The 21,748-nt window shown below is 49.6% G+C and carries 18 protein-coding genes; 13 read left to right on the top strand and 5 right to left on the bottom strand.

Translation table 11 applies throughout. The features are described from left to right. Positions 1-3: 3 nt before the first annotated feature. On the top strand, positions 4-1,446 hold the full coding sequence (locus tag ABTW62_RS03120) for a DUF3482 domain-containing protein (protein ID WP_430903121.1): 1,443 nt from the start codon (positions 4-6) through the stop codon (positions 1,444-1,446). Here the strand turns inward: ABTW62_RS03120 and ABTW62_RS03115 are convergent. Together ABTW62_RS03115 and ppc are read right to left on the bottom strand one after the other, a co-directional pair. Beyond that, positions 1,419-3,410: a GumC family protein gene (locus tag ABTW62_RS03115; RefSeq protein ID WP_430903120.1), complete on the bottom strand. Its 1,992-nt coding sequence runs from the start codon at positions 3,408-3,410 to the stop codon at positions 1,419-1,421. The genes ABTW62_RS03120 and ABTW62_RS03115 overlap by 28 nt on opposite strands. 393 nt (positions 3,411-3,803) lie before the next feature. Further along, a complete protein-coding gene (gene ppc / locus ABTW62_RS03110) occupies positions 3,804-6,605 on the bottom strand; it encodes a phosphoenolpyruvate carboxylase (protein WP_430903119.1) in 2,802 nt (933 codons plus the stop codon). 128 nt (positions 6,606-6,733) lie between these two features. On the opposite strand from ppc, the gene hemC reads away from it, so the two are divergent. From hemC to ABTW62_RS03090, 4 genes are read left to right on the top strand one after another with little or no spacing between them, the layout of a single operon-like run. Continuing rightward, positions 6,734-7,672 carry a hydroxymethylbilane synthase gene (gene hemC, locus ABTW62_RS03105; RefSeq protein WP_430903118.1) on the top strand — a complete coding sequence of 313 codons (939 nt, stop codon included), beginning with the start codon at positions 6,734-6,736 and terminating at the stop codon, positions 7,670-7,672. A 9-nt stretch (positions 7,673-7,681) separates the two neighbouring features. Beyond that, positions 7,682-8,476: a uroporphyrinogen-III synthase gene (locus ABTW62_RS03100; protein WP_430903117.1), complete on the top strand. Its 795-nt coding sequence runs from the start codon at positions 7,682-7,684 to the stop codon at positions 8,474-8,476. Further along, complete coding sequence (locus tag ABTW62_RS03095) at positions 8,463-9,518, top strand: uroporphyrinogen-III C-methyltransferase (RefSeq protein WP_430903116.1); 1,056 nt, start codon at positions 8,463-8,465, stop codon at positions 9,516-9,518. Before ABTW62_RS03100 ends, ABTW62_RS03095 begins: the two co-directional genes overlap by 14 nt. Then, a complete protein-coding gene (locus ABTW62_RS03090; RefSeq protein ID WP_430903115.1) occupies positions 9,515-10,693 on the top strand; it encodes a heme biosynthesis protein HemY in 1,179 nt (392 codons plus the stop codon). The genes ABTW62_RS03095 and ABTW62_RS03090 overlap by 4 nt, the downstream gene beginning before the upstream one ends. Positions 10,694-10,704: 11 nt before the next feature. Here ABTW62_RS03090 and ABTW62_RS03085 read toward each other — a convergent pair whose 3' ends face one another. Next, complete coding sequence (locus tag ABTW62_RS03085) at positions 10,705-11,748, bottom strand: CDP-6-deoxy-delta-3,4-glucoseen reductase (RefSeq protein WP_430903114.1); 1,044 nt, start codon at positions 11,746-11,748, stop codon at positions 10,705-10,707. Between the two features lie 31 nt (positions 11,749-11,779). On the opposite strand from ABTW62_RS03085, the gene ABTW62_RS03080 reads away from it, so the two are divergent. From ABTW62_RS03080 to ABTW62_RS03045, 8 genes are all read left to right on the top strand, one after another. Beyond that, positions 11,780-12,682 (top strand): SDR family oxidoreductase, encoded by a 903-nt coding sequence (locus ABTW62_RS03080; protein ID WP_430903113.1) that lies wholly within the window; start codon positions 11,780-11,782, stop codon positions 12,680-12,682. A 61-nt stretch (positions 12,683-12,743) separates the two neighbouring features. Further along, a complete protein-coding gene (locus ABTW62_RS03075) occupies positions 12,744-13,964 on the top strand; it encodes a type II secretion system F family protein (RefSeq protein WP_430903112.1) in 1,221 nt (406 codons plus the stop codon). Between the two features lie 42 nt (positions 13,965-14,006). Continuing rightward, on the top strand, positions 14,007-14,870 hold the full coding sequence (locus tag ABTW62_RS03070) for a prepilin peptidase (RefSeq protein WP_430903111.1): 864 nt from the start codon (positions 14,007-14,009) through the stop codon (positions 14,868-14,870). 97 nt (positions 14,871-14,967) lie between these two features. After that, positions 14,968-15,576: a dephospho-CoA kinase gene (coaE, locus tag ABTW62_RS03065; protein WP_430903110.1), complete on the top strand. Its 609-nt coding sequence runs from the start codon at positions 14,968-14,970 to the stop codon at positions 15,574-15,576. A gap of 25 nt (positions 15,577-15,601) precedes the next feature. Further along, positions 15,602-16,357: a cell division protein ZapD gene (gene zapD / locus ABTW62_RS03060; protein WP_430903109.1), complete on the top strand. Its 756-nt coding sequence runs from the start codon at positions 15,602-15,604 to the stop codon at positions 16,355-16,357. Positions 16,358-16,387: 30 nt separating this feature from the next. Continuing rightward, positions 16,388-16,573, top strand: coding sequence for a DNA gyrase inhibitor YacG (locus ABTW62_RS03055; protein WP_430903108.1), 186 nt, complete (start codon positions 16,388-16,390; stop codon positions 16,571-16,573). A gap of 128 nt (positions 16,574-16,701) precedes the next feature. Beyond that, positions 16,702-17,154, top strand: coding sequence for a SixA phosphatase family protein (locus ABTW62_RS03050; protein ID WP_430903107.1), 453 nt, complete (start codon positions 16,702-16,704; stop codon positions 17,152-17,154). Positions 17,155-17,264: 110 nt separating this feature from the next. Then, a complete protein-coding gene (locus tag ABTW62_RS03045) occupies positions 17,265-18,698 on the top strand; it encodes a lipopolysaccharide biosynthesis protein (protein ID WP_430903106.1) in 1,434 nt (477 codons plus the stop codon). A 797-nt stretch (positions 18,699-19,495) separates the two neighbouring features. Here the strand turns inward: ABTW62_RS03045 and ABTW62_RS03040 are convergent. Both ABTW62_RS03040 and ABTW62_RS03035 read right to left on the bottom strand, forming a co-directional pair. Continuing rightward, on the bottom strand, positions 19,496-20,815 hold the full coding sequence (locus ABTW62_RS03040; protein ID WP_430903105.1) for a putative O-glycosylation ligase, exosortase A system-associated: 1,320 nt from the start codon (positions 20,813-20,815) through the stop codon (positions 19,496-19,498). 15 nt (positions 20,816-20,830) lie between these two features. Next, a complete protein-coding gene (locus tag ABTW62_RS03035; RefSeq protein ID WP_430903104.1) occupies positions 20,831-21,637 on the bottom strand; it encodes a hypothetical protein in 807 nt (268 codons plus the stop codon). Positions 21,638-21,748: the final 111 nt, after the last annotated feature.

Here is a 21,748-nt window from a genome sequence, read left to right as displayed (position 1 = left end):
GCCATGATAACTGCCAAGCCAGAGTCTGATCATGCCGCATCACTGCTTGATATCGCTGTGGTCGGTCATACCAACACAGGTAAAACTTCCTTGATCCGCACCATGCTGCGCAGCACCGGATTCGGCAAAATAGAGGATGCCGCGGGTACGACTCGTCATGTCGAACGTGCCACCATTTTTGCCGGCGGCGAGGCCATCCTGAATCTGCACGACACCCCCGGTATTGAAGATCCCTATGCCCTGCATAGCACGCTTCAACTTCTGGCTGCCAGGCACAAACGTCTGAACCCAAACGAATTGCTGGAAAAATTCATGGCGGACATCGCCATCAACGATCCTCTGGAACAAGAAGCCAAAGTTATCCGGCAAGTCTTGCGTAGTGATGTGCTGCTGTATGTGATCGATGTGCGCGAGCCGGTACTGGAAAAATATCTTGTTGAAATTGAGATACTGAGCAAGGCGATGAAACCCATCATCCCCGTCTTTAATTTCATCGCAGCGCACCGGGCGGAGCTTGAGTTATGGCGCAGGAAGCTGGCAGTATTCAATATCCATGCTTCACTCGAATTCGATACAGTGGCTTTTACATTCGAAGCGGAAAAGCGTCTGTATCAGAAAATACAAAGCTTGGCCGAGACCTATTACAGCAAACTGCAACGTTTGATCGATCACCGTGCGAAGGTATGGCGCCAGCTCTGCCGCTCCGGTGCCAAGCGCATCACCGAACTGATCGTTGCTGTGGCTTGTTATCGTGAACATAAAGGCAGTCACGCGCCTGCCGGGCACACACCGTCACCCACATTAAAATTACAGGAATTCATCCGGCAGGCCGAACAGCGTTGTCTGCATGACTTGTTGGCGATGTTCAGTTTCTCGAAGAAGGATATTGCACTGCAGAAAATTCCGGTACGTGACGGTCAATGGCAGCTTGATCTGTTTGCGCCGGGCGTTTTGAAGGCTTACGGCCTGGATGTCGGCAGCTCCGCCCTCAAGGGCGCTGCTGCCGGGGCTGGAATCGATTTGATGGTGGGCGGCTTGAGCCTGGGCGCGGCCAGTGTATTGGGCGCGTTGGCCGGAACCGGCTGGTCCACATTTAAGCGCTATGGCAAAGAAATACAGGCCAAAATTCAGGGTACCCAGTGGCTGTGCGCTGACGACAATACCCTGCAATTATTGTATTTACGCCAGCAGCAATTGCTGGACAAGCTCATGCATCGCGGCCATGCCGCATGCCATGTCGATCATGTTGACCCAACACCAGAAGCGGGCGAATTACCCAGCCGCTGGCAGGAAATCATTAACGTGCTGCGGCAGAATCCGGCTTGGAACAAGCCGTCCAATGCCCGTAACCACAATACCCAGTATCAGTCGATCGAGTCAGCGTTGGTTCATGCATTGCTGAGGATGCCGGATGGTCATCAGGCTACTACAGTCAGTCCGGGATAGAGCAAGTCGATCGATTCAATCGGATGCTTGGCACCGGCAGGAGAATATAATCCATAATTGGATAACTCGGCAGGTGAAATATAACCGACGATCCGTTCGAGGTCGGCAAGCCGTATGCCTTGCCGGACAAGATAAAGAATATAGGTCTGGCGCAGGGTCTCGGCAGAGATCGTATCGGAGACCGGCAAGCCGGCATCAACCTGCAGGCATGTCAGCAATGCCTCCAAATCCTCCTCATTCAGGGGTTGGCCGGCAGGATCGGTCAGGCAATGCCCATGTTCACCATAAAGTGTTTTCAGTACCGGATGCATCGGGATTTTTCTGGGAGAAATCCCGTGTACGAACAAGAATTCCTGCTCAAGATCGATAGCGCTGCTGGGCTGCAGGCTGGCAATCTCGCCCAGCGTGAGGCCATTCAACAGCAAGGCGAGTAATTGCTTCTCTTTGACATTTGCGTTCTGAAAAAACCCGCTGATCTGTTCGTGGGTCAGCTCCTCTATCTGAGGCTGCTCAAGCGCCTGCAAGGGAGGTTTTCGTGGCAGGCTGGACTGTGACGGCAAATTATCGGACAGCGTGTCAAGAGGATGATGCAGCAAGTTTTCCTTGTTATGCAGATGGATACCGGAAAGATGGATAGCCAATTTCTCTTGCTCCTTGCGCGTCAGAAACTCGACTATCCAAACAGCGCCCAGCCCAAGCAGTAGAGATGCTAACACGGCAATGATGGCATCCGTTTGATAATCCGGCCTGATCGGATGATGTGGCAGGAAAGCACGTTCGATAACGTCGACATAGGGGTATTTGCCGGTATGACGGGTTTCAATCTGCACCAATCGTTCTTGCGTTTCTCTTAGTAGTTGCTCCAACCCCTCAAGATCCGTTTTGAGGGCATCATGCTCGGTAAAGCGCGCGGTAAAGTCGGCCGCTTTCTGCCGATGTAGATCAAGTTGCGCCTGAATAGACTGAGTCGTTTGCCTGGCAGCCGCATATTCCTGTTCCGCTTCATGCAGAACCAAGGTCTGCCCACTCTGACGCATGCGCAAAATTTCCGCTTCCAGCGCGGCGAGTTTATTTGGAATCACTTTCAGCGATGGGGATAGCGCCATAAATTCACGTGTATAGTGACGATCCAGTTCTTCCAGTTCTTCTCGCAATTCCTGGGCACGCTTCTCAAGCGCACTCAGTGTGCGTGTATCTTCATTGGGAACGACAGCCTGTCCTCTGGCAATAGATTTCTTGATCGCATCGAGCCGTGCCCTAGCCTTGACCTCTGCTTCGCTGGCAGTATTGAGCGAATCATTCAAGCCTTTGAGGCGTGCCAATGCCTCGTTTTCCTCCCTTCCTGTCGAAATGATATCGTTGTGTTTTCTGAAGTGCTCCAGCTCTTGCCGCTTTTGTTCGATTTTCTCTTTCAGGGAGACCAGCTCGTCCTGCAGCCTTTGTATTGTTTCGCCCTTGGCGTTGGCGATTTCTTCAGCCCTTGCATCCAAATAAACATCGATCCAGGTATTGATAAGTGCGGGCAGCAGAGTGGGTTCATGGCCTTCGGCCACCATTTCCACAAGGTTGGTATCCACCACAGGCCGCACATCCAGTAGCGTGCGAATTTCCGCAGGCGTTAAACTCGCTTTGGACTGAAAATCGTAAATATTTGGCAAGCGGTTTGCTGTTTCGGTTAACAGCTCTGAACCCAGCAATACTTGCTTCTGGATAGCGACATGCTGGATATCCGCTTCCTTGCTTGTCTGATCGATCGCTGTTCTGGCCACGGTTAGCAAAGTGGCATAACTCGAATAGATTGCAGGCCGCAGGAAAACATAGCTGAGCGATATCAGTGCGCAGCACATAAAGACGGTGGTGAAGATTTTCAGCCTGGTTGGTTTAAGCCAGGCCGATTTACTGAATACAGAATGATGCTTGTTCTCAGTCGGGATAGCATTTTCCAATTGCTCAATTTTTTTCATGCAGTCTCCTGTTAGCAATAGCTGGATCAAGCAACCCATCAAGCCTGCGGTTCGCCTGGTTTGTTAGCCAATCGCGGTATCGAGCAACCATAGAATGCACCCTGCCAAATTGGACAGGGCGTCGGGTAGCAGACTTGTACCCGTTGCGATCTAATGATACGCCTTGCTTCTCTGGCGACTGCAAATGCATGTGCCACTTCTTGTATGGGATATCCGCCCAGGTCCAGCCGATTCCAGAGTCCTCAGTTGGACGGACTGAAATATATGGTTCTTAAGCTGCAGGGCAGACACGAACAAGGCGTTGTATGCCGCTCGCAAGCCCAGAAACTGTACAAGTCTGCTCGTATCGCCATCACCGTCATGAACCCAATGCGTGTAAATATAACAAATGCCTCAGCCGCTGTTTCTAAGTCCCGTCGCGACACCGTTAATAGTCAAATGAATGGCACGACGCACCGTATCGTCATCGTCACCCGAGCGGTATCGGCGCAGCAATTCAACTTGCAAATGATTCAAGGGATCGATATAAGGCGTCCGGATGCGTATGCTGCGCGCTAGGGTTGGATTTTCCTGCAATAGTTCCGTATGGCCGGTAATGGCAAACAGCCATTTGACACAGCGCTTCCATTCTGCCTGGATGCCTGTAAAAATCTGTTGCCGCAATTCGGTATCGGTCACGAGCTCAGCATAGCGTGATGCAATGCCCAGATCACTTTTCGCGAGTACCATATCCATATTGGAAAGCAGCGTCTGCATGAAAGGCCAATTACGATACATTTCCTGCAGCAACGCCAGCGCTTCCTGCTCCTGAGGCGCGCGCTGGATAAAATTTTCCACTGCGGTACCGAATCCATACCAACCAGGTATCATCGTGCGATTAAGACTCCAGCTGAATACCCATGGAATAGCACGCAAATCCTCAATTTTGTCGGAAGGTTTGCGTGAAGTCGGACGACTGCCGATATGCAATCCGGCAATTTCCCGGATGGGCGTGGATTCCTGGAAAAATTGCTTGAAGCCCGGTGTTTCATAAACCAGATTACGATAAGCGGCATAAGCACTGGACGACAAATGTTCAAGGGCCTCGTAGTACTGTGGTGCATGATGATTGATCGCATCATGACTGAGCAGGGTGGCCTCGATGGTTGCGGCCACCAGCGTTTCGAGATTGCGCCGGCCAATCTCCGGGTCGGTATATTTGCTGGCCACCACCTCACCTTGCTCTGTCAGTCTGATCTGGCCATTGACGCTTCCTGGCGGTTGCGCGAGTACCCCTTGGTAGCTAGGGCCGCCGCCTCTTCCCACGGTGCCACCCCGTCCATGGAATAAACGCAACCGGATCTTGTGGCGATCAAAAACCTTGGTCAGTTCGATTTCAGCCTTATAGATTTCCCAGTTGGAAGTCACAAAACCCCCATCTTTGTTGCTGTCGGAATAGCCCAGCATGACTTCCTGCAATCCCCCCCGTGACTGTAACAGTTTGCGATAGTAGGGGAGTGAGAACAATTCTTCCATGATGGCAGTACAACCGCGCAAATCCTCGATAGTTTCGAATAACGGAATAATGTTCAGACCTAGACGAGGGTTGTCACCTGCCTGCAGCAGTCCGACTTCCTTCAACAGTAGCGCGACTTCCAAAACATTGATCACACTGGTCGTCATGGAAATGACGTAGTTGGGCAGTGCCGCATGCCCAAACCGGCGTTGAATCTCCGCAGCCATGTGTAATATGCGCAGCTCACCCTGGGTCGTGTCGGAATAATTGCAGTAAGGCGAAACCAGAGGGCGCACACTACTGATTTCTGAAAGCAACCATTCGAGGCGCTCCGCATCAGATAGCTCAAGATAGCTACGCTCGCTCTGCGCACCTTTTTCAAACAACTCTGCCACAACCTGCTCATGCACTTTACTATGCTGACGCATGTCCAACGGCGCGAGATGAAAGCCAAAGACATCGGCAGTACGCCTCAAGTCACGCAAGGCGCCTCGAGCGAGCCAGTCCGATCGATGTTGCTTGAGTGAATGAATAATGATATCGAGATCATGCGCAAACTCGGCGCTGTCGGCATAGGGTTCAGCAATTTCTTCCGGACACGGGGCATTGACAGGAAGCCCAAGGTGCTTACTGGTTGCAATCAGGCGTGCATAGATGCCCAGAAAAGCGCGCCGGTAAGGCTCATCGATTCTGCTGGCCGGCAAGTCAGGGGCAACAGAAGCCAACCCTTCCAACTCGTTGGTCACCTTGATCAGGCGCTCGGTCAGACTCATGGTCTGACCGATTTTGCCAACTTCGGTGATGTAGTGGTCCAGTATCAAGCCAGCATGACGCTCGGCTGCGTGCAGCATAATTTGATGGGTCACAAAGGGATTGCCATCCCGGTCGCCCCCTATCCAGCTGCCAATGCGCAGGAAAGACGCGATGCGCGGCACTGCTTTATCCAAATGTTGTTCCAGCAAGTCTTCGATCTTGGCGTAGATATAAGGAAGCTGGCTCAAAAAAGTATAGTGATAATAAATCAGCCCGTTTTCGATTTCATCCTGCACGGTGAGTCTCACGGAGCGCAGCATCCGCGTCTGCCAAAGCGTCTGAATGGCTGCTCGCAGGCCATTCTCGTTATGCCGCAGCTCGTTGGGCGTGAGCTGAGTCCGGTCCCTGTCTTTGAGAAAACGCTGAATCGTCAGCTGATAGTCGAGAATACTGCGGCGTTGCACTTCTGTGGGATGTGCGGTCAAAACCGGGGAGATGAGTGCCTTGGCGAAGAAGTCTTCCAATTCCTTGCCGCCAATCCCCTTTTCGAAGACGCGTTTCAATGCCAAAGTGACGCTACCGGCCTGGGGCGGAGAACCCGCACGCAAATGCGCACGGCGGCGGCGGTTATGGTGTAAGTCTTCGGCAATATTCGAGAGCAGAGAGAAATAGCTGAAAGCGCGCACCACCGCAATGGTTTCCTTATGGCTCAAATGGGTCAGGATCGTATCCAGTTCATGCCGCGCTTCCTGATCCTGTTCACGGTGGAAGCGAACCGCTGTTTGGCGGATGGTTTCGACCAGATCGAACATCGATTCTCCCTCCAGTTCGCGTATGGTGTCGCCCAGCATGCGCCCAAGCAAACGTATATCCTCCCGCAAAGGATGATCCTTCTCGTTCGATATATTTTTATCGGAAGCTGCAATTGCATGGATGTTCAAACTCATTGATACCTGTCTCCTGTAATCATGGAACTCGGGGTGCTGCAGAGATAAAGTTGCGGTGATAGGCGATGATCCGCTCAGAGGTCAGCCGTGCTAGAATTCGTCATTGTTTCAAAACCAAACTCTTTCTTATGCATAGTCCTGAAAAAATCATCATCGCCTCGCGCGAAAGCCAACTTGCCATGTGGCAAGCAAACTTCATACAAAACCGATTGCTCGAATTATACCCGCAAACTGAAATTACTATACTCGGCATGACCACCAAGGGCGATCAAATTCTGGATATTTCCCTGTCAAAAATCGGCGGTAAGGGTCTGTTCATTAAAGAGCTCGAGCAGGCTTTGGAAGATGGCCGCGCCGATATTGCCGTCCATTCCATGAAGGATGTGCCGATGAATATGCCGCCCGGCTTTATGTTGGCCGCGATTACAGAACGCGAAGATCCGTGTGATGCGTTTGTATCCAACAATTACGCCAGTCTGGAAGAATTGCCGGCGGGCAGCATAGTGGGAACCTCCAGCCTGCGGCGCGAATCTCAGGTGCGGGCACGTTTTCCACACCTCCAGGTTCGTCCATTACGCGGCAATGTGCAGACACGTTTACGCAAGCTGGACGAGGAAGAGTACAGCGCGATCATTCTGGCGGCGGCCGGACTGAAGCGGCTGGAGCTGGCCTATCGCATCCGTTCACTGCTGACACCGGAACTCAGTCTGCCGGCTGTCGGACAGGGTGCTCTAGGCATTGAATGCCGAGAAGATCGCCCGGAACTGGCGCAATGGCTGGCGCCGCTCCATCATGCCGTCACCGCTCATTGTGTGGAAGCCGAACGCGCGATGAGCCGGGTTCTCGGTGGCAGCTGTCAAGTACCGCTGGGTGGTTTCGCCGAAATATCAGAGGATGTTTTGACTTTGCGCGGCTTTGTTGCCACGCCAGATGGCACCAAAATGATTGCCGACAAATTGCACGGCAAACCCGAAGGCAGGGAGTTGATCGGCCAGCAATTGGCACAAAATCTCAAATCACAGGGTGCGGATGAAATTCTTGCAGCACTTGAATTGGGTCATGACTGAGGCAAGCACTTGTCTGACAACCGGCGATTGACAGGTATCGGGGTATTGATCACACGCCCCGCCCATCAAGCGGGTACTTTGGCTGCGCGCGTCAACGAACTGGGTGGATTGCCCTGGCTGTTTCCGGTGCTGGAAATAAGCGATGTTGAAAACAAACAACCTTTGCTCACTTTGCTTGCACGCCTTGATGACTTTGACTGGGCGATTTTTGTCAGCCCAAATGCGGTAGAGAAAGTGCTGCCGCTGATCCAGGCGCAGCGTACTTGGCCTGAGCATTTGAGTGTCGCCACTGTCGGCATGGGCAGCGCGCGCTTGCTCAAGCAGTACGGGATCTCAAACATTACCGTTCCGGACGATGGCACCGATAGCGAGGCACTGTTGCGCGTACCACCGTTACAACAGATGCAAGGTAAGCGAGTCGTGATTTTTCGGGGCAATGACGGACGTAAGCTGCTCGGCGACACCTTGCGCCAACGTGGCGCCGAAGTGGAATACGCCGCATGCTACCGCCGGACCAAGCCAGATACAGATCCTACCCAGTTGCTCAAGTGCTGGCATGCGAACAAGATACATGCGGTGATTGTGACCAGCAGCGAAGGGCTGGATAATTTGATTGACATTATCGGTGGAACCGGCCAACAATTGCTTCGGTCGACCGTTTTATTTACGGCGCATGATCGAATTGTGCAGAAAGCACAGGCACTTGGGATTGTGAAGATATGCCGTACATCAGTTGGGGACGAGGGTACAGTTCAAGGATTGCTGGACTATTTCAACGATATACAAGCACATGAAATCACCTGATCAAATAAATAGGGATAAGCGGTCTGCAACGTCAAAATCGGCACGTCGTCTGGCGCTTTTCACCTTTTTGCTGCTGGTGATGGCGCTGGCCGCCATGACATGGAAGTGGGCGGAAGATCGTGGCTATATCGCCAATTTCGAGCATGCCTTGATACAGTACCTGACTGAGGCGGATGTTTTCAGTAACCGGACACGCACACTTATTGCCGAGGTCGAGTCAAGAAAGTCGGAAACCGAGCGACAACTGAATCAACTGGAGGCGAGTTTGCTGGCGATTGACAACCAACGTTCAGCCACCGATAAACTCGATCAAGTGTTCAGTGACAACGACACTCCGGATGGCCGAATACTGGGCGCAGTTAAACGCCTGATCATGTTCTCGGATCAGTATCTGCAACTGACGGGAGATGTCCGGGCCGCACTTGCTTCTCTTGAGCAAGCCTCAGAACTGCTGCAAGCAAGTGAGGTACTCAAGGCATCCAAATTAAGCGATACCCTGGCTCGAGATATCGATCAAATCAGGGCGGCGACCACTGTTGATATTGCCGACACTTACCAACGCATCGAAGCGCTTGCCGTGCAGGTAGAGCATCTGCCATTGGCGATGGACAACCGTTTGATCCCGGTCGACTTGACAGGCAGCTTGCCGGACTCACCGGCATCGAGCCTGTGGCAGCGTTACCGGAATGAGGTTCTACAGGACATATTCCGGCTCGTTAAAATAGAAAAAGTCGCAGATCCGAACGTGCCGCTGCTTTCGAATTCCCAAACGTATTTGCTACGCGAACATGTCCGGCTACAACTGACATTGACGCGCCTTGCCTTACTTACCCGGGATGAAAGCAATTTCCGGTCCAGTTTAAAAACAGCGACAGACTGGATGGACCGTTATTTTGATACAGAGGCGCAATCAGTTGAAAATACATTAAAAGAGTTAGAACAAATATCTGCAATCAATATTAGCGTACGCTTGCCAGATTTAAGGGAGAGTCTGGAAGCTGTAGATCACGAACAACTCATGCTTAAAGGGGAGGATGAATGAAACTGGTGCTATGGGTCCTGGCATTATTCGCTGCAGCTGCAGCGGTCGTATTCACAGCTTATCATAATAAGGGGACGGTTCTGCTTACCGCGCCACCCTATACGCTGGAGTTGGCCCTCAACACGTTCATCCTACTGGAATTATTTGCATTCATTGTATTTTATATGCTTGTGCGAGCATTATTCGGGTTGTTCGGGATGCGCAAACAATTACGCCATGAACGATCTGACCGTGCCATGTTATCGGGGCTGAAGGCATTTTTTGAGGGACGTTATAACGATGCGGAAAAGGCTGCACGAAAAGCTTTCAAACTGGCCAACGCACAAACCATTAAAGCGCTCAATGCCGTTATCGCGGCACGTTCTGCCCATCAGCAAGGTGACTACGCAGGAAGAGACCGGATTTTGAACACGGTTAAAGAACAGGCGTCCGAGGAGAGGGCGTTAAGATTGGTAACTGAAGCGGAATTGATGCTGGACGAAGGGCGCCATACCGATGCGCTGGCCGCTTTGCAGGCACTTTACTCGACTGGCGGGCTGCAAAGCACCGCAGTCCTCCAGCTGGAGCTCAGAGCACAACAAATGGCGCAGAACTGGGATGCTGTGCTGGAGTTGACCAAAATATTGGCCAACCGGCATCCTGTCAATAAGGCGCTGGTCGATAAATTGCGCCATCGCGCCCAGTTGGAGAATATCGCGAAAAATGCTTCAGATCCGGGTTTGCTCAAGAAATATTGGCATGATTTATCCTGGCAGGAGAAATTGGACGGAAAACTGGCCGTCGCGGCTGCGCGCGCATTCATGGCACTGAACGATAATGCAAGCGCTCAGAAAATCATCGAAAACAGTCTGGATGTGCAACCTGATACCGAACTGATCGCATTGTATGCGGATTGCCTGAGTGGCAGCGTAAGCTGGCAAATCCAGCGCGCGGAGAATTGGCTCAGGAAATACCCCAACAACGCCGTTTTGCTGCTGACGCTGGGACGGCTATGTGCCTATGGCGAGTTATGGGGCAAGGCGCAAAGTTATCTGGAAGCCAGCCTGTCTATTGAGCCAGACTATCCTGCACATCTTGCGCTGGCCCAATTATTTGAAAAGCTGGGTAAACAGGAAGCAGCAAGCGAGCATTACCGCAAAGGATTGGAGTTTGCCTTGAAACAGATCGGCGCCTGATCCTGCGGCTGCTATTTGACAGCTGTTGAGGGCGTGAACGCATCGGAAAAGAAGTTCTTATCTTGCAGGTGGCGCTGTTTGGTAAAGTCATCATAAGCAGCCTGAACCATGGCTGGCGCACCACAGGCGTATACTTGATAACCAGACAGGTTGTCGATATCTTCCATGACTGCCTGATGCACCAGCCCGAGGCGTCCTTGCCACGCATCGGCAGGTAAGGGCTCGGACAGGACTGGCACATATCTGAAATTCTCGTTTTCCTGCTCCCATTGCTTCGCCATATCATGCAGATATAAATCCGCTTTCGTTCGTGCACCCCAGTACAAAATCATTTTGCTGTGGGCAAAACGTGAATTTCCTGTCTGGAAAATATGTTCCAGCATGCTTTTGACGGGAGCAAACCCCGTTCCACCAGCCAGAAAGATAATCGGCGCATTATCGGGCGGCGGCTCATGCAGGAAAAATGCACCCAATGGGCCTTCAAAGCGCAAGATATCCTTTTCTTTCATGCGAGAAAAAACATACTCCGAGAACACGCCACCACTGTAGTTGCGTGCATGCAATTGCAGGAACTCGTCATCCTGTGGTGCGTTGGCCAGTGAAAAGCTACGTCGCTGCCCATCTTTCATCAGAATATCGATATACTGGCCGGGAAGAAACTGCAAGCGTTCATTGGCAGGCAATTTGAGGTAGATGATCATGACATCCGAAGCAATGTGTTCGAGCTTGTGAACCCGGCAAGGCATGGTGCGGATCTTGATATCCTTGATCGCATCAATTTCGTGACATTCGATTTCCAGATCGGATAAAGGCGTGGCGCAACAAAACAGTGCCATGCCCACCCGTTTCTCCTGCGCTGTCAACACTTCTTCGTCATAAACACCATATTCGACCATCCCTTGTATAATCTTGCCCTTACAGGTGCCGCATGAACCATTACGACATCCATAAGGCAACGACAATCCCTGCCTCAACGCTGCTTCAAGAATTGTTTCTGCCGGTTCAACTGTAAAAATATGGCCACTAGGATTGAGAGTGATCTGATAGGACTTCATTTGAAAGAAATGATAGACAATAAACTCTGTTATGAAAAATAAACTATTGATCGTAGGGTGTGGCGACATTGCATTGAGGGCGGCTGATTTGCTCAAAAAACGCTACCAACTGCTCGGCTTGTGCCGTAAAGCTGAGAATCTCGATACCTTACGCAGACATGGCATTCAACCGATAGCTGGCGATCTGGACCAGCCCGAGAGCCTAGAAAAACTGGCTGGCCTGGCGCATACCATAGTGCATCTTGCTCCGCCGCCTGCCCGCGGCCGGCGCGATACGCGCACGACCCATTTGCTAGCGGCACTCTCCCGACGTTCAAATATGCCAAGGGCGATACTACCACATCGGCTGGTCTATATCAGTACCAGTGGGGTCTATGGCAATTGTGACGGGGATTGGGTGGATGAGAAACATGCAATCAATCCCTATAACGAGCGCGCCTGGCGAAGAGTGGATGCCGAGCGTCAAATCAGAAACTGGGGTAAACGTCACGGTATCGCAGTGTCGATTTTGCGAGTGCCCGGAATCTATGCGATTGACCGCCTGCCTCTCACCCGTTTGCGGCAGGGCACGCCAGCCTTGCTGGCTGATGAAGATAGCTATACCAATCATATACATGCCGATGACCTTGCGCGCATCATTGCCGCCACCCTGCGTTTCGGCAAGCCAGGGCGGATATATCATGCCAGCGATGATTCGCACCTGAAAATGGCAGATTACTTTGACCTGGTCGCCGACCATTTCAATCTACCGCGCCCGCCAAGATTAACCCGTCAACAAGCGCAAGCGCTCATCACGCCAGGCATGTGGTCCTTCATGCAAGAGTCGAGGAGGTTGACGAACCAGAGAATGAAACAGGAACTGCAAGTCAGGTTACGCTACCCGACCGTTACTGCTTTTCTCGAGCTTGCTGCAGACCATCAACCAGCTAAATAATTTTCAGGCGGCTGCCGTATTAGCTATGACCCAGATCTTAAACGGGAAGTGAGGAATCGGTATGGCGACCGCTGTAAAATCTGACAAAAAATCGAGAGAATGCAACTACCTGTGGGAAGGGAAAGACAGATCTGGCAAGACAGTAAAAGGTGAAATGCGCGCAGCAGGCACGCTTGTGGTAACTTCCACCCTGCGCCGGCAAGGGATCAAGGCCACGAAAGTTGCCAAAATCCGGCTCAATGGGCATATCACGGATAAGGACATCACTTTATTTACACGGCAACTTGCCACCATGATAAAGGCAGGCGTGCCTTTATTGCAGGCATTCGATGTGATCGGCAAAGGACATAATAATCGCGCACTCAGAAAACTGCTGACAGATGTCAAAAGGGATGTGGAGACCGGCAGCAGCCTGGCGAATGCATTCCGGAAACATCCCCGGTATTTTGATGCGCTATTTTGTAATCTGGTCGCGGCGGGGGAGGCTGCAGGCACCCTTGATAACTTGCTTGAAAGATTGGCGGCCTATAGAGAGAAAATGCAGCGCATCAAACATAAAATCAAGTCAGCCATGTGCTATCCCATCTCGATCATTGTGATTGCCTGCATCATTACCGCAGTGATCTTGATATATGTGATTCCCGCATTCAAGGCACTTTTTCACGGATACGGGGTTGATCTTCCCATTCCGACTTTGGTGGTCATGGCAATGTCTGATTGCCTGGTAGACTACTGGTGGGCGATATTCGGGAGCATTGGGTTTGGGTTTTATGCCTCTTTCCATCTCTGGAAGCATTCCAGAGCGCTGCAGAATCGGGTGGACCGGCTGGTCTTGAGATTGCCGCTTGTGGGGGAGGTGTTACGCAAAGCGACCATTTCTCGCTGGTCACGCACCTTATCCACTATATTTGCGGCGGGCGTACCGCTGGTCGAGGCACTTGATTCCGTCGCGGGGGCCGCTGGCAATCAAGTGTATTATGAAGCGACTAAGAATATTCAGAGTCGCGTCAATACTGGCAGCAGTCTGACAGACGCCATGGCTGCAACGCATGCTTTCCCGGGCATGGTGCTACAGATGATTGCGATTGGTGAAGAGTCGGGCACGCTCGATGCCATGCTCAGCAAAATCGCAGAATTTTTTGAAGCGGAAGTCGATGATGCGGTCACAGCACTCTCCAGCCTGATTGAACCGCTTATCATGGTCGTTCTGGGCACATTGATTGGTGGAATAGTTGTTGCGATGTATCTGCCGATTTTTACAATGGGACAAGTCGTTGGCTAATTCAGGCATGCCCGGCAGGATCTCGCATTTCCTCTGATTGACATGGCATTTATCAATTCTCTCCAGACTTCTGCTGATTTTTTTATTCTATTTTCGACAGTGCTGGGTTTAATAGTGGGCAGCTTCCTGAATGTGGTTATCTATCGTCTCCCCATCATGATGGAACGGGAGTGGCAGCAGCAATGCGCAGAATTGCGCGGCGAACCGATAGCAAGCGTACCCACATTCAATCTAGCCACACCACGCTCCATTTGTCCGCATTGTGGTCATAAAATCACCTTCTACCAGAATATTCCAATTCTTGGCTACCTGTTGCTGCGGGGGCGCTGCGCTCATTGCCATGCACATATTTCCTCGCGTTATCCGCTGGTTGAGGCGCTAACCGGGGCACTCAGTGGATTGGTGGCCTGGTATTTTGGTTTTGGCGGCATGGCATTTGCTGCGTTGATTTTTCTGTGGTCGTTGATTGCGCTGACGTTTATCGATCTGAATACTCAGCTATTACCGGACAGCATCACGCAACCCTTGTTATGGATAGGCTTGATCTTGAACCTGCACGGTGTTTTCACCGATATTTATTCATCGCTCATGGGCGCAGTGGTTGGCTATCTTACATTGTGGGGGGTGTATTGGTCATTTAAGTTGGTCACCGGCAAGGAGGGAATGGGATATGGTGATTTTAAATTGCTGGCTGCAATCGGCGCCTGGTTAGGTTGGCAATTGTTGCCACTGGTGATCTTGCTTTCATCCCTGACGGGCGCTACGGTTGGCATCATTTTGATGGTGGCCAGAAATCATTTCAAGGACATGGCAATTCCTTTTGGTCCATACCTGGCAGGAGGAGGGCTGATTGCTCTTTTATGGGGCAAGCAGGTCAACCAGGCTTATCTGGCTTTATTTCATTAACCAAAATAATTATTTCACCCCAAATGCTAAAGACAGTTGTTTTAAAACCAATTCTGGCCGCTAAATTCGTTGCTACCGCTGGCCTGGCAGGCAACCTATGCCTCTGATGATCGGGTTGACTGGGGGAGTGGGCTGCGGCAAAACCAGTGCCGCTGTTATTTTCGAGGCACTAGGTATAGATATTATCGATACCGATCAAATCGCACATGAATTAACCAGGCCTGCAGGCAAGGCGATCAGCATGATTCGTAATCTGTTTGGCGACAATTTTATCAGGGAAGATGGTTCACTCGATCGCGCCGCCATGCGGGCGCTTGTATTTTCCGACAAGCATGCGCGACAAAAACTCGAGTCGATCCTGCATCCTCTGATATTGCAGGAAGTGAAACGTCGTATTCCGTTAATTCGTTCCGAATATGGTATTCTGGTTGTGCCTTTACTACTGGAAACAGGAAACTATCTTGAACGGATTGATCGTATCCTGGTAATCGATTGTCCTGAATCTATGCAAGTGGCGCGAACCATTGCGCGCAGTAAACTAAGTGAAGCAGGTGTGCACGCAATCATGGCTGCACAATGTTCACGAAGCGAACGGCTGGCAAAAGCTGATGACGTGATCGTCAATGAACTGGATAGACAACATTTGCAGCAACAAGCGCAAGCATTGCACGAGAAATATCTTTCCATCGCCCGATGTGGCAGTTGAATTACTTTAAAAACATGTGATTACCGTGATCTGTTACGAACTTCCCCTGAATGAGAGAATACGCATACTGCTGCGGCTTGAGGATCTATTCGACAAAATCGATTTTTTTTCTGCCAAGGAAACATCATTCGAACACCATGCCGCACTGGTTGCCCTGTTCGAGATTCTCGATGTCACCAGCCGCTCTGATCTGAAATCGGACCTATTACAGGAATTGGACAAGCAACGCGCATTGTTGGATAGTCTGCGCAAGAATCCGGAAGTCTCTGAAGAGGCGTTAAGCCGCATCCTGCTCGATATCGGGACCACTTTCAGGGGGTTGCTCGAAATCCCGGGCAGGATTGGCGGTCATTTACGCGATAACGAATGGTTGATGAGTATCAAGCAACGCATGAGTATCCCGGGCGGGGCATGTGAATTCGATTTGCCCACCTACCATTATTGGCTGCACATGAATCCTGAAGCACGTCAAACCGATCTTAGAAGCTGGATCATGCCGCTTTCCCCGATACGGGATGGTATCAATATTGTGCTCAATCTGCTCAGGAACAGCGGTAAAAGCTTCCATCACACCGCCGCACATGGGGTATTCCAGCAGGCTGGAGCAGAACATCAGGCCCATCTTTTGCAACTACAGATCGATAACGAGCTGCCATGCGTGCCAGAAATTAGCGCCAATAAATATGCACTCAACATACGCTTCATTCCCACGCAGCCGGACCAAAAAGCCAGTATTTATGAGGAAGACATTCCTTTTAAACTGACTTTCTGCAGTTTGTAAGTGTCAGGCACGAAGAAATTGGAGAAACAATTGAGAAAACCATCTATCGTTAATTGCCCGCAATGTGGTGAGATCGTAGAGTGGACAGACTCGAATCGCTTTCGCCCATTCTGCTCGGAACGCTGCAAAACTGTAGATCTAGGGCAATGGGCAACAGATACCTACCGTATTCCAGATATTGCCGCCAATGCAGAAGACGATCGCGAGCCCTATTAAGGAAACGACTATCGCAAGGAGCATAACAGCTCAGCAAACCAGCTTTTGTTGGTTATAGGCACCAAATTTCGTATAATTGATATTATGTTAAATAACATCTCGGTATATTTTGAATCAGGAGAAAAACTTTGGATTTGATTCTATGGCGCCACGCCGAAGCCAAGGATGGCTTTCCCGATGCCTCGCGCGAACTGACAGAAAAAGGCCTGAAACAGGCACAAAAAGTTGCGCAATGGCTCAAACCAAGATTACCAACAAATACGCGGATTGTGGTCAGCCCTGCCAAACGCACCCAGCAAACAGCGCTAGCATTGGCCAATGAATTTGAAACCCTCGATCAAGTTGGAACAAGCGCAAGGCCTCAATCTGTTTTGACAGCAGTCAATTGGCCGTACGACGACAATACGACCATAGTCATTGGACATCAACCTACACTCGGGGAAATCGCATCTCTTCTACTCTATGGCGATGATGTCGGTTTGAGTATCAGAAAAGGCTCGATCTGGTGGTTTGGTTGCAGGTATCGAAATGGGCAAGAAAATATTGTTTTACGCGCAGCATTGGCCCCGGAGATAATATGACGCAAAGCCTCTTCCTATTGTCATGCACACTTTACTAAAAATAATTTAGAAGTACATTAAACAGTCTTTCTTCCCCAAGCATTTCCTTTCTTACTCACCCCCTAATTCTCATGTCGATACGTGAACAAGCCATCAGCGGTCTCAAATGGACTGCCGGCGGCAAATTGGCTGCACAAATAATCACCTGGGCCATCACTCTAGTCGTTATACGCCTGCTGACGCCTGAGGACTATGGTTTATTGGCAATGGCATCGGTATTTGTGGCATTCATGCTGATGATGTCTGAAGCAGGACTGACGCCAGCTCTGATACAAAAACAGGATCTTGCTGAAACCTCTCTGCGTAATGTTTTCGCCATCGTCATCGTTATCAATTTGGGCTTAATGCTTCTACTCAATCTGCTTGCGCCTGCGATGGCCAATTTTTTTGATGAAGATCGATTAATTTTAATTTTGCAGGTTTTATCGCTACGGTTTCTGTTATCAATTTTTGGCACACTGCCAAGCGTCAGATTGTACCGGGATCTGAAATTCAAGCATCTCTCACTGATGCATCTGGTTGCGACGATCCTGGGCAGCATATTGACACTGATATTGGCTTTCGTCGGACTTGGCGTGTGGGCGTTGGTCCTGGGCAATCTTTTAACGAGTCTTTTCAATGTGGTCACACTGAATGTGATAGCACCCACTCGCCTGTTACCAAATTTCTCTCTGCAAGGCATGCGTAGCCTGCTTGCATTCGGAGGGAACATCACCCTATCGCGTTTGCTTTGGTTTTTTTTTACCCAGATCGATGTGATCATTGTTGGTAAATTGCTTGGTAAGGAAATGCTCGGCTTCTATTCAGTTTCAATGCAACTTGCCTCTCTCCCTGTCCAGCGAGTTTCATCGATCGTCAATCAGGTAGCTTTCCCAGTTTTTTCCAGAATACAAAGCGATCTTGATCAATTTCGCCAGTTCGTACTTAAAGCAATCCGCATTTTAAGTTTGGTTGCGTTCCCAGTGCTATGGGGGATCTCCAGCGTTGCAAACGAAATGGTATTGCTGCTGTTAGGAGAGAAATGGGAAACCGCGATATTGCCATTGCAACTTCTGGCATTGATGATGCCTTTTCGCATGATAGCCAATTTCCTCCCATCGGCAACAGATGCATTGGGCCGACCGGATATAGGGATGAAAAATGTATTGCTGGCTACGGCGATTATGCCGGGTGCACTAATAATCGGGGTTCAGGCTGGAATTGTTGGAGTGGCTGTGACCTGGGCAACGATATATCCATTCATTTTATTTATCAACTATCAACGGTCTTTAAAAGTACTAGAACTGAAATTTAGTGATTTTCTTTATGCTATCTTACCTGCTATTGGATCAGCATTAGGGATGTATACTGCAGTCCGCATGGTCAGTTTATTTCTAGTGAGCTTTAATTTAAATCAGTTGACCACTTTATTAATTATGATTGCTTCAGGTGTATTCGTATACTTTAGTTTTACCTTGCTTATTAACCGAAATAGTTGCAAGGAAGCTGTAGGTTTGTTCAAGTAATAAGGTATTCGTGAGTCAGGGCTACTTTCATTATTTTTAGGCGTGCCTGAAAACGGTTATCGGTTATACAGTTTTCGCAGCAAAGTCTGTCGAGCTTGACGGCGCATGCTGCATAGGTGTAGCCAGAGGCACAACCGGTCTTTTTTTAGGGCGTGTCATCAGTTTAGTAGCCATAATGACGGAAGCGGCGAGATAGATGGCACTGAGGAAGTTATGGGCTCGTTTATCATATTTGGTGGCTATGGCACGCTATTTGTTTGAGTGGTCGAGTAAGCCGGAGGAGTTTCACCTCCATCTCATCACAGACTCCGTACGTGAACCTCTCGATTCATACGGCTCCTGTCGGCTATACCATTAGCACCTTCTCAATGCTAATACTACAGGCAAAGCATACGCCTCTTCCCCGACACGGGTTGGCAAGCGCTTAGCCTGAGCCAACACATCCCCTTCACTCTATTGCCATTGCAGAAATTTCATCGCTAATACGGAATATGATCCGCCCCTCATACATGCATTAATACTTCCCCCCCCCTTTGCGGGTTTCACTTATAGGGTTTTCTCTTAACATCACGTACAAGTTTCCCACGTTCCATAATCGGTTGGCACTACGGATTTTTTCCTGTCGATAATTGTTTTACGTTTGCCAATAATTGTATCGGGTTTGATATTCAAAGCCTGGTAGGTCAGTCAGGTACGGCCAGTGCGCGGGATCCACGGCAAAATTCTTGCCCAGATTGAGTAGCGTGCGCTGTTTGACCTGTTGGCCGATACGCACCGATTCAACCAGACCAGGTTGGTCATTTTGATGTGCTGCCAGTTTTTTTGTGCGGGGAGAAAGGGGTAACTCCTCCTGTCTCTACCGCGACTGCTTGATTTTTCAAATCCTGGGATATAACCCATGCTTTCGCTAGCATTACCATTATTAAAATATTGTAAGGCAAATCAAAATAAGCCAGACTCAGGAAGGCCCCACCAACCGCATACCCAACAAGACTTACTTGGGCCATGGCACCAAGCTGAGCTGCCCACAAAGTATGTGGTGTACCGCGTGCATTTCTCATCAACCATCCAGCCTCACGGAAGGTAGTAATCCAGATGAGGAGAAAGAGAAATAACCCTATGAATCCGTGATTCCCAAGAATTTCAAAGTATATGCTGTGCGCAGCACGAACTATGGTTTCATATTGTCCATAAAGGAAGAAATATTCAGGATATTGGTAGCTCATTCCGGCGCCAAATAATTCATGCTTAGCCACTTCCCATGCCACATGCCAAGCATTTAGCCTTCCGATGGCCGAAGCATCTACCTGATATTCTGAAATAGTTTGCATACGTGTCCACCAGTGCTCGGGGAGCATTGGCAGCATTGCGACTGCAATAATGAAAAAAAGTATTGCCAGAACTCCTTTATTTGGGCTGCGCCACCAAAAAACACCACTCATTGCAATGATGGCAACTAAGGCTCCTCTGGAATGTGATCCAAATGCAGCAATAACGCACAGCAGCATTACTATACTGAGTATATGACGCCATGCCTGTCGCGAAACCTGGAGCTGTAGAAAGTGTATAAGCGGGATAATAATAATGAGTGCCAGTGCGAATTCATTGTTTCCTTCGATAAATGTATCCGGAGGTCCCCATACACGATAGTTTCCCAGTGTAGCAAGTGTAAATGCGCCACCTTTTGCACCCAATATCGCTAATGAACCAATCATAATCCATGCGAATGTCATGATGTGCTCCTTGGTCTGAAGCAACATCAATGTAATGAACGCCATAAAGAAAATCTTCATGGATCGATTCCAGAGCCAGTACCCATCTGATACATTATGGCTCATGAGCCAGGATACTGTTATCCATAAAACAAAAATAGCGAGCAAAACAACTGGTAACCCTAAAAAGGGGGAGCGTCGTTCTTTGGTAAATACGAGGCCAAGTAATGTTACACCTACAGTGAATGCTGCGACTGGTGCAGTCGCGATAAATCCCCATGCATAGCGGTGGGGGTTCATGGTGCTTACCCAAGTCCAAAGCATTACCCCAATCCATGGGCGACGAAGCGCGTGCAAGCCAGCGACCAGGACAATCAGTGCAATAATAATATCTCGTAAGGACACGAAGCAGTAGCCAGTCTATTCCTTAATCCCAGCCACAAGGCGCGGGAGAAAGATGATCATTAAAAGCAATCCCAAACTGCATATAGAAATGATTCCAAGCAATCCGGCAATCAGAAGCTTTGGATCTTCAAGCCAACGTGGACGATAAATCAAGGAGGGTTCATCAACATAATTTGCGAGAAGTGAGCCGATAAATTGCGTTAGAGAATTTTTTTCCCAATTTACAGTGACCGGATAGGAATAATGCATGCCGTCAGCGCCGAGACGATAAAAAGCGATTTTGTCATCAGGGCCGCGCTGAAGAATTAGTTCATCGAGCCTAGCCTGAAGAATACTACTATTGTCACGTAAATTCTGAATTCCGTGATAACGCCCATCTGGTGAGGGGAAAGAAATATTGTAAACGGGATCAACTACTATTGTCCCATCTTGCGTCTGAGCCTCCACTACAGTATGCCCAAATGGACAGGAATCACAGGGTGCAAGCATTACAAGTGTGGCTGGAACATTCATCTCATCTAGGATGGCGGCCAACAATCGGGATTTGTCAGCACAGTCCCCACCTGTTCGCATGATCTGTATTGGAGTTGGGCCAAGTGAAGGAATAAAAAAATAGTTATCATTTTTGGCAAAACCACCGGTGCTGTATATAAGTTCGTTCAGTCGAACTATATCTTGTCCAGTAATGTCGTCACCTTGTGTAACCGTTTGAGAAAATGCCAATAATTCTGCATTGTCAGAACGCCAGTCGAGTAGAACATACAACCCAGCACCAGAAAAAAACAGAGTCAAGAATATTACAGCGAGTTCGAGTTTTTTCATGACATTAGAGCGATATGTAATCATATGTGGTGGCCAAGGTAGTCGGTAAATCTTTAGCTAAAATGATTTGTGATACCCCAAGTATCGGCACATTTCTTTAATATTTTAAGT

The sequence above is a fragment of the Nitrosomonas sp. ANs5 genome (genome assembly GCF_050584665.1).
In the GTDB taxonomy this organism is placed as follows: Bacteria; Pseudomonadota; Gammaproteobacteria; order Burkholderiales; family Nitrosomonadaceae; genus Nitrosomonas.
Note: the sequence above shows the minus strand (reverse complement) of the source record. Positions and strands in the feature narration are given on the sequence as shown.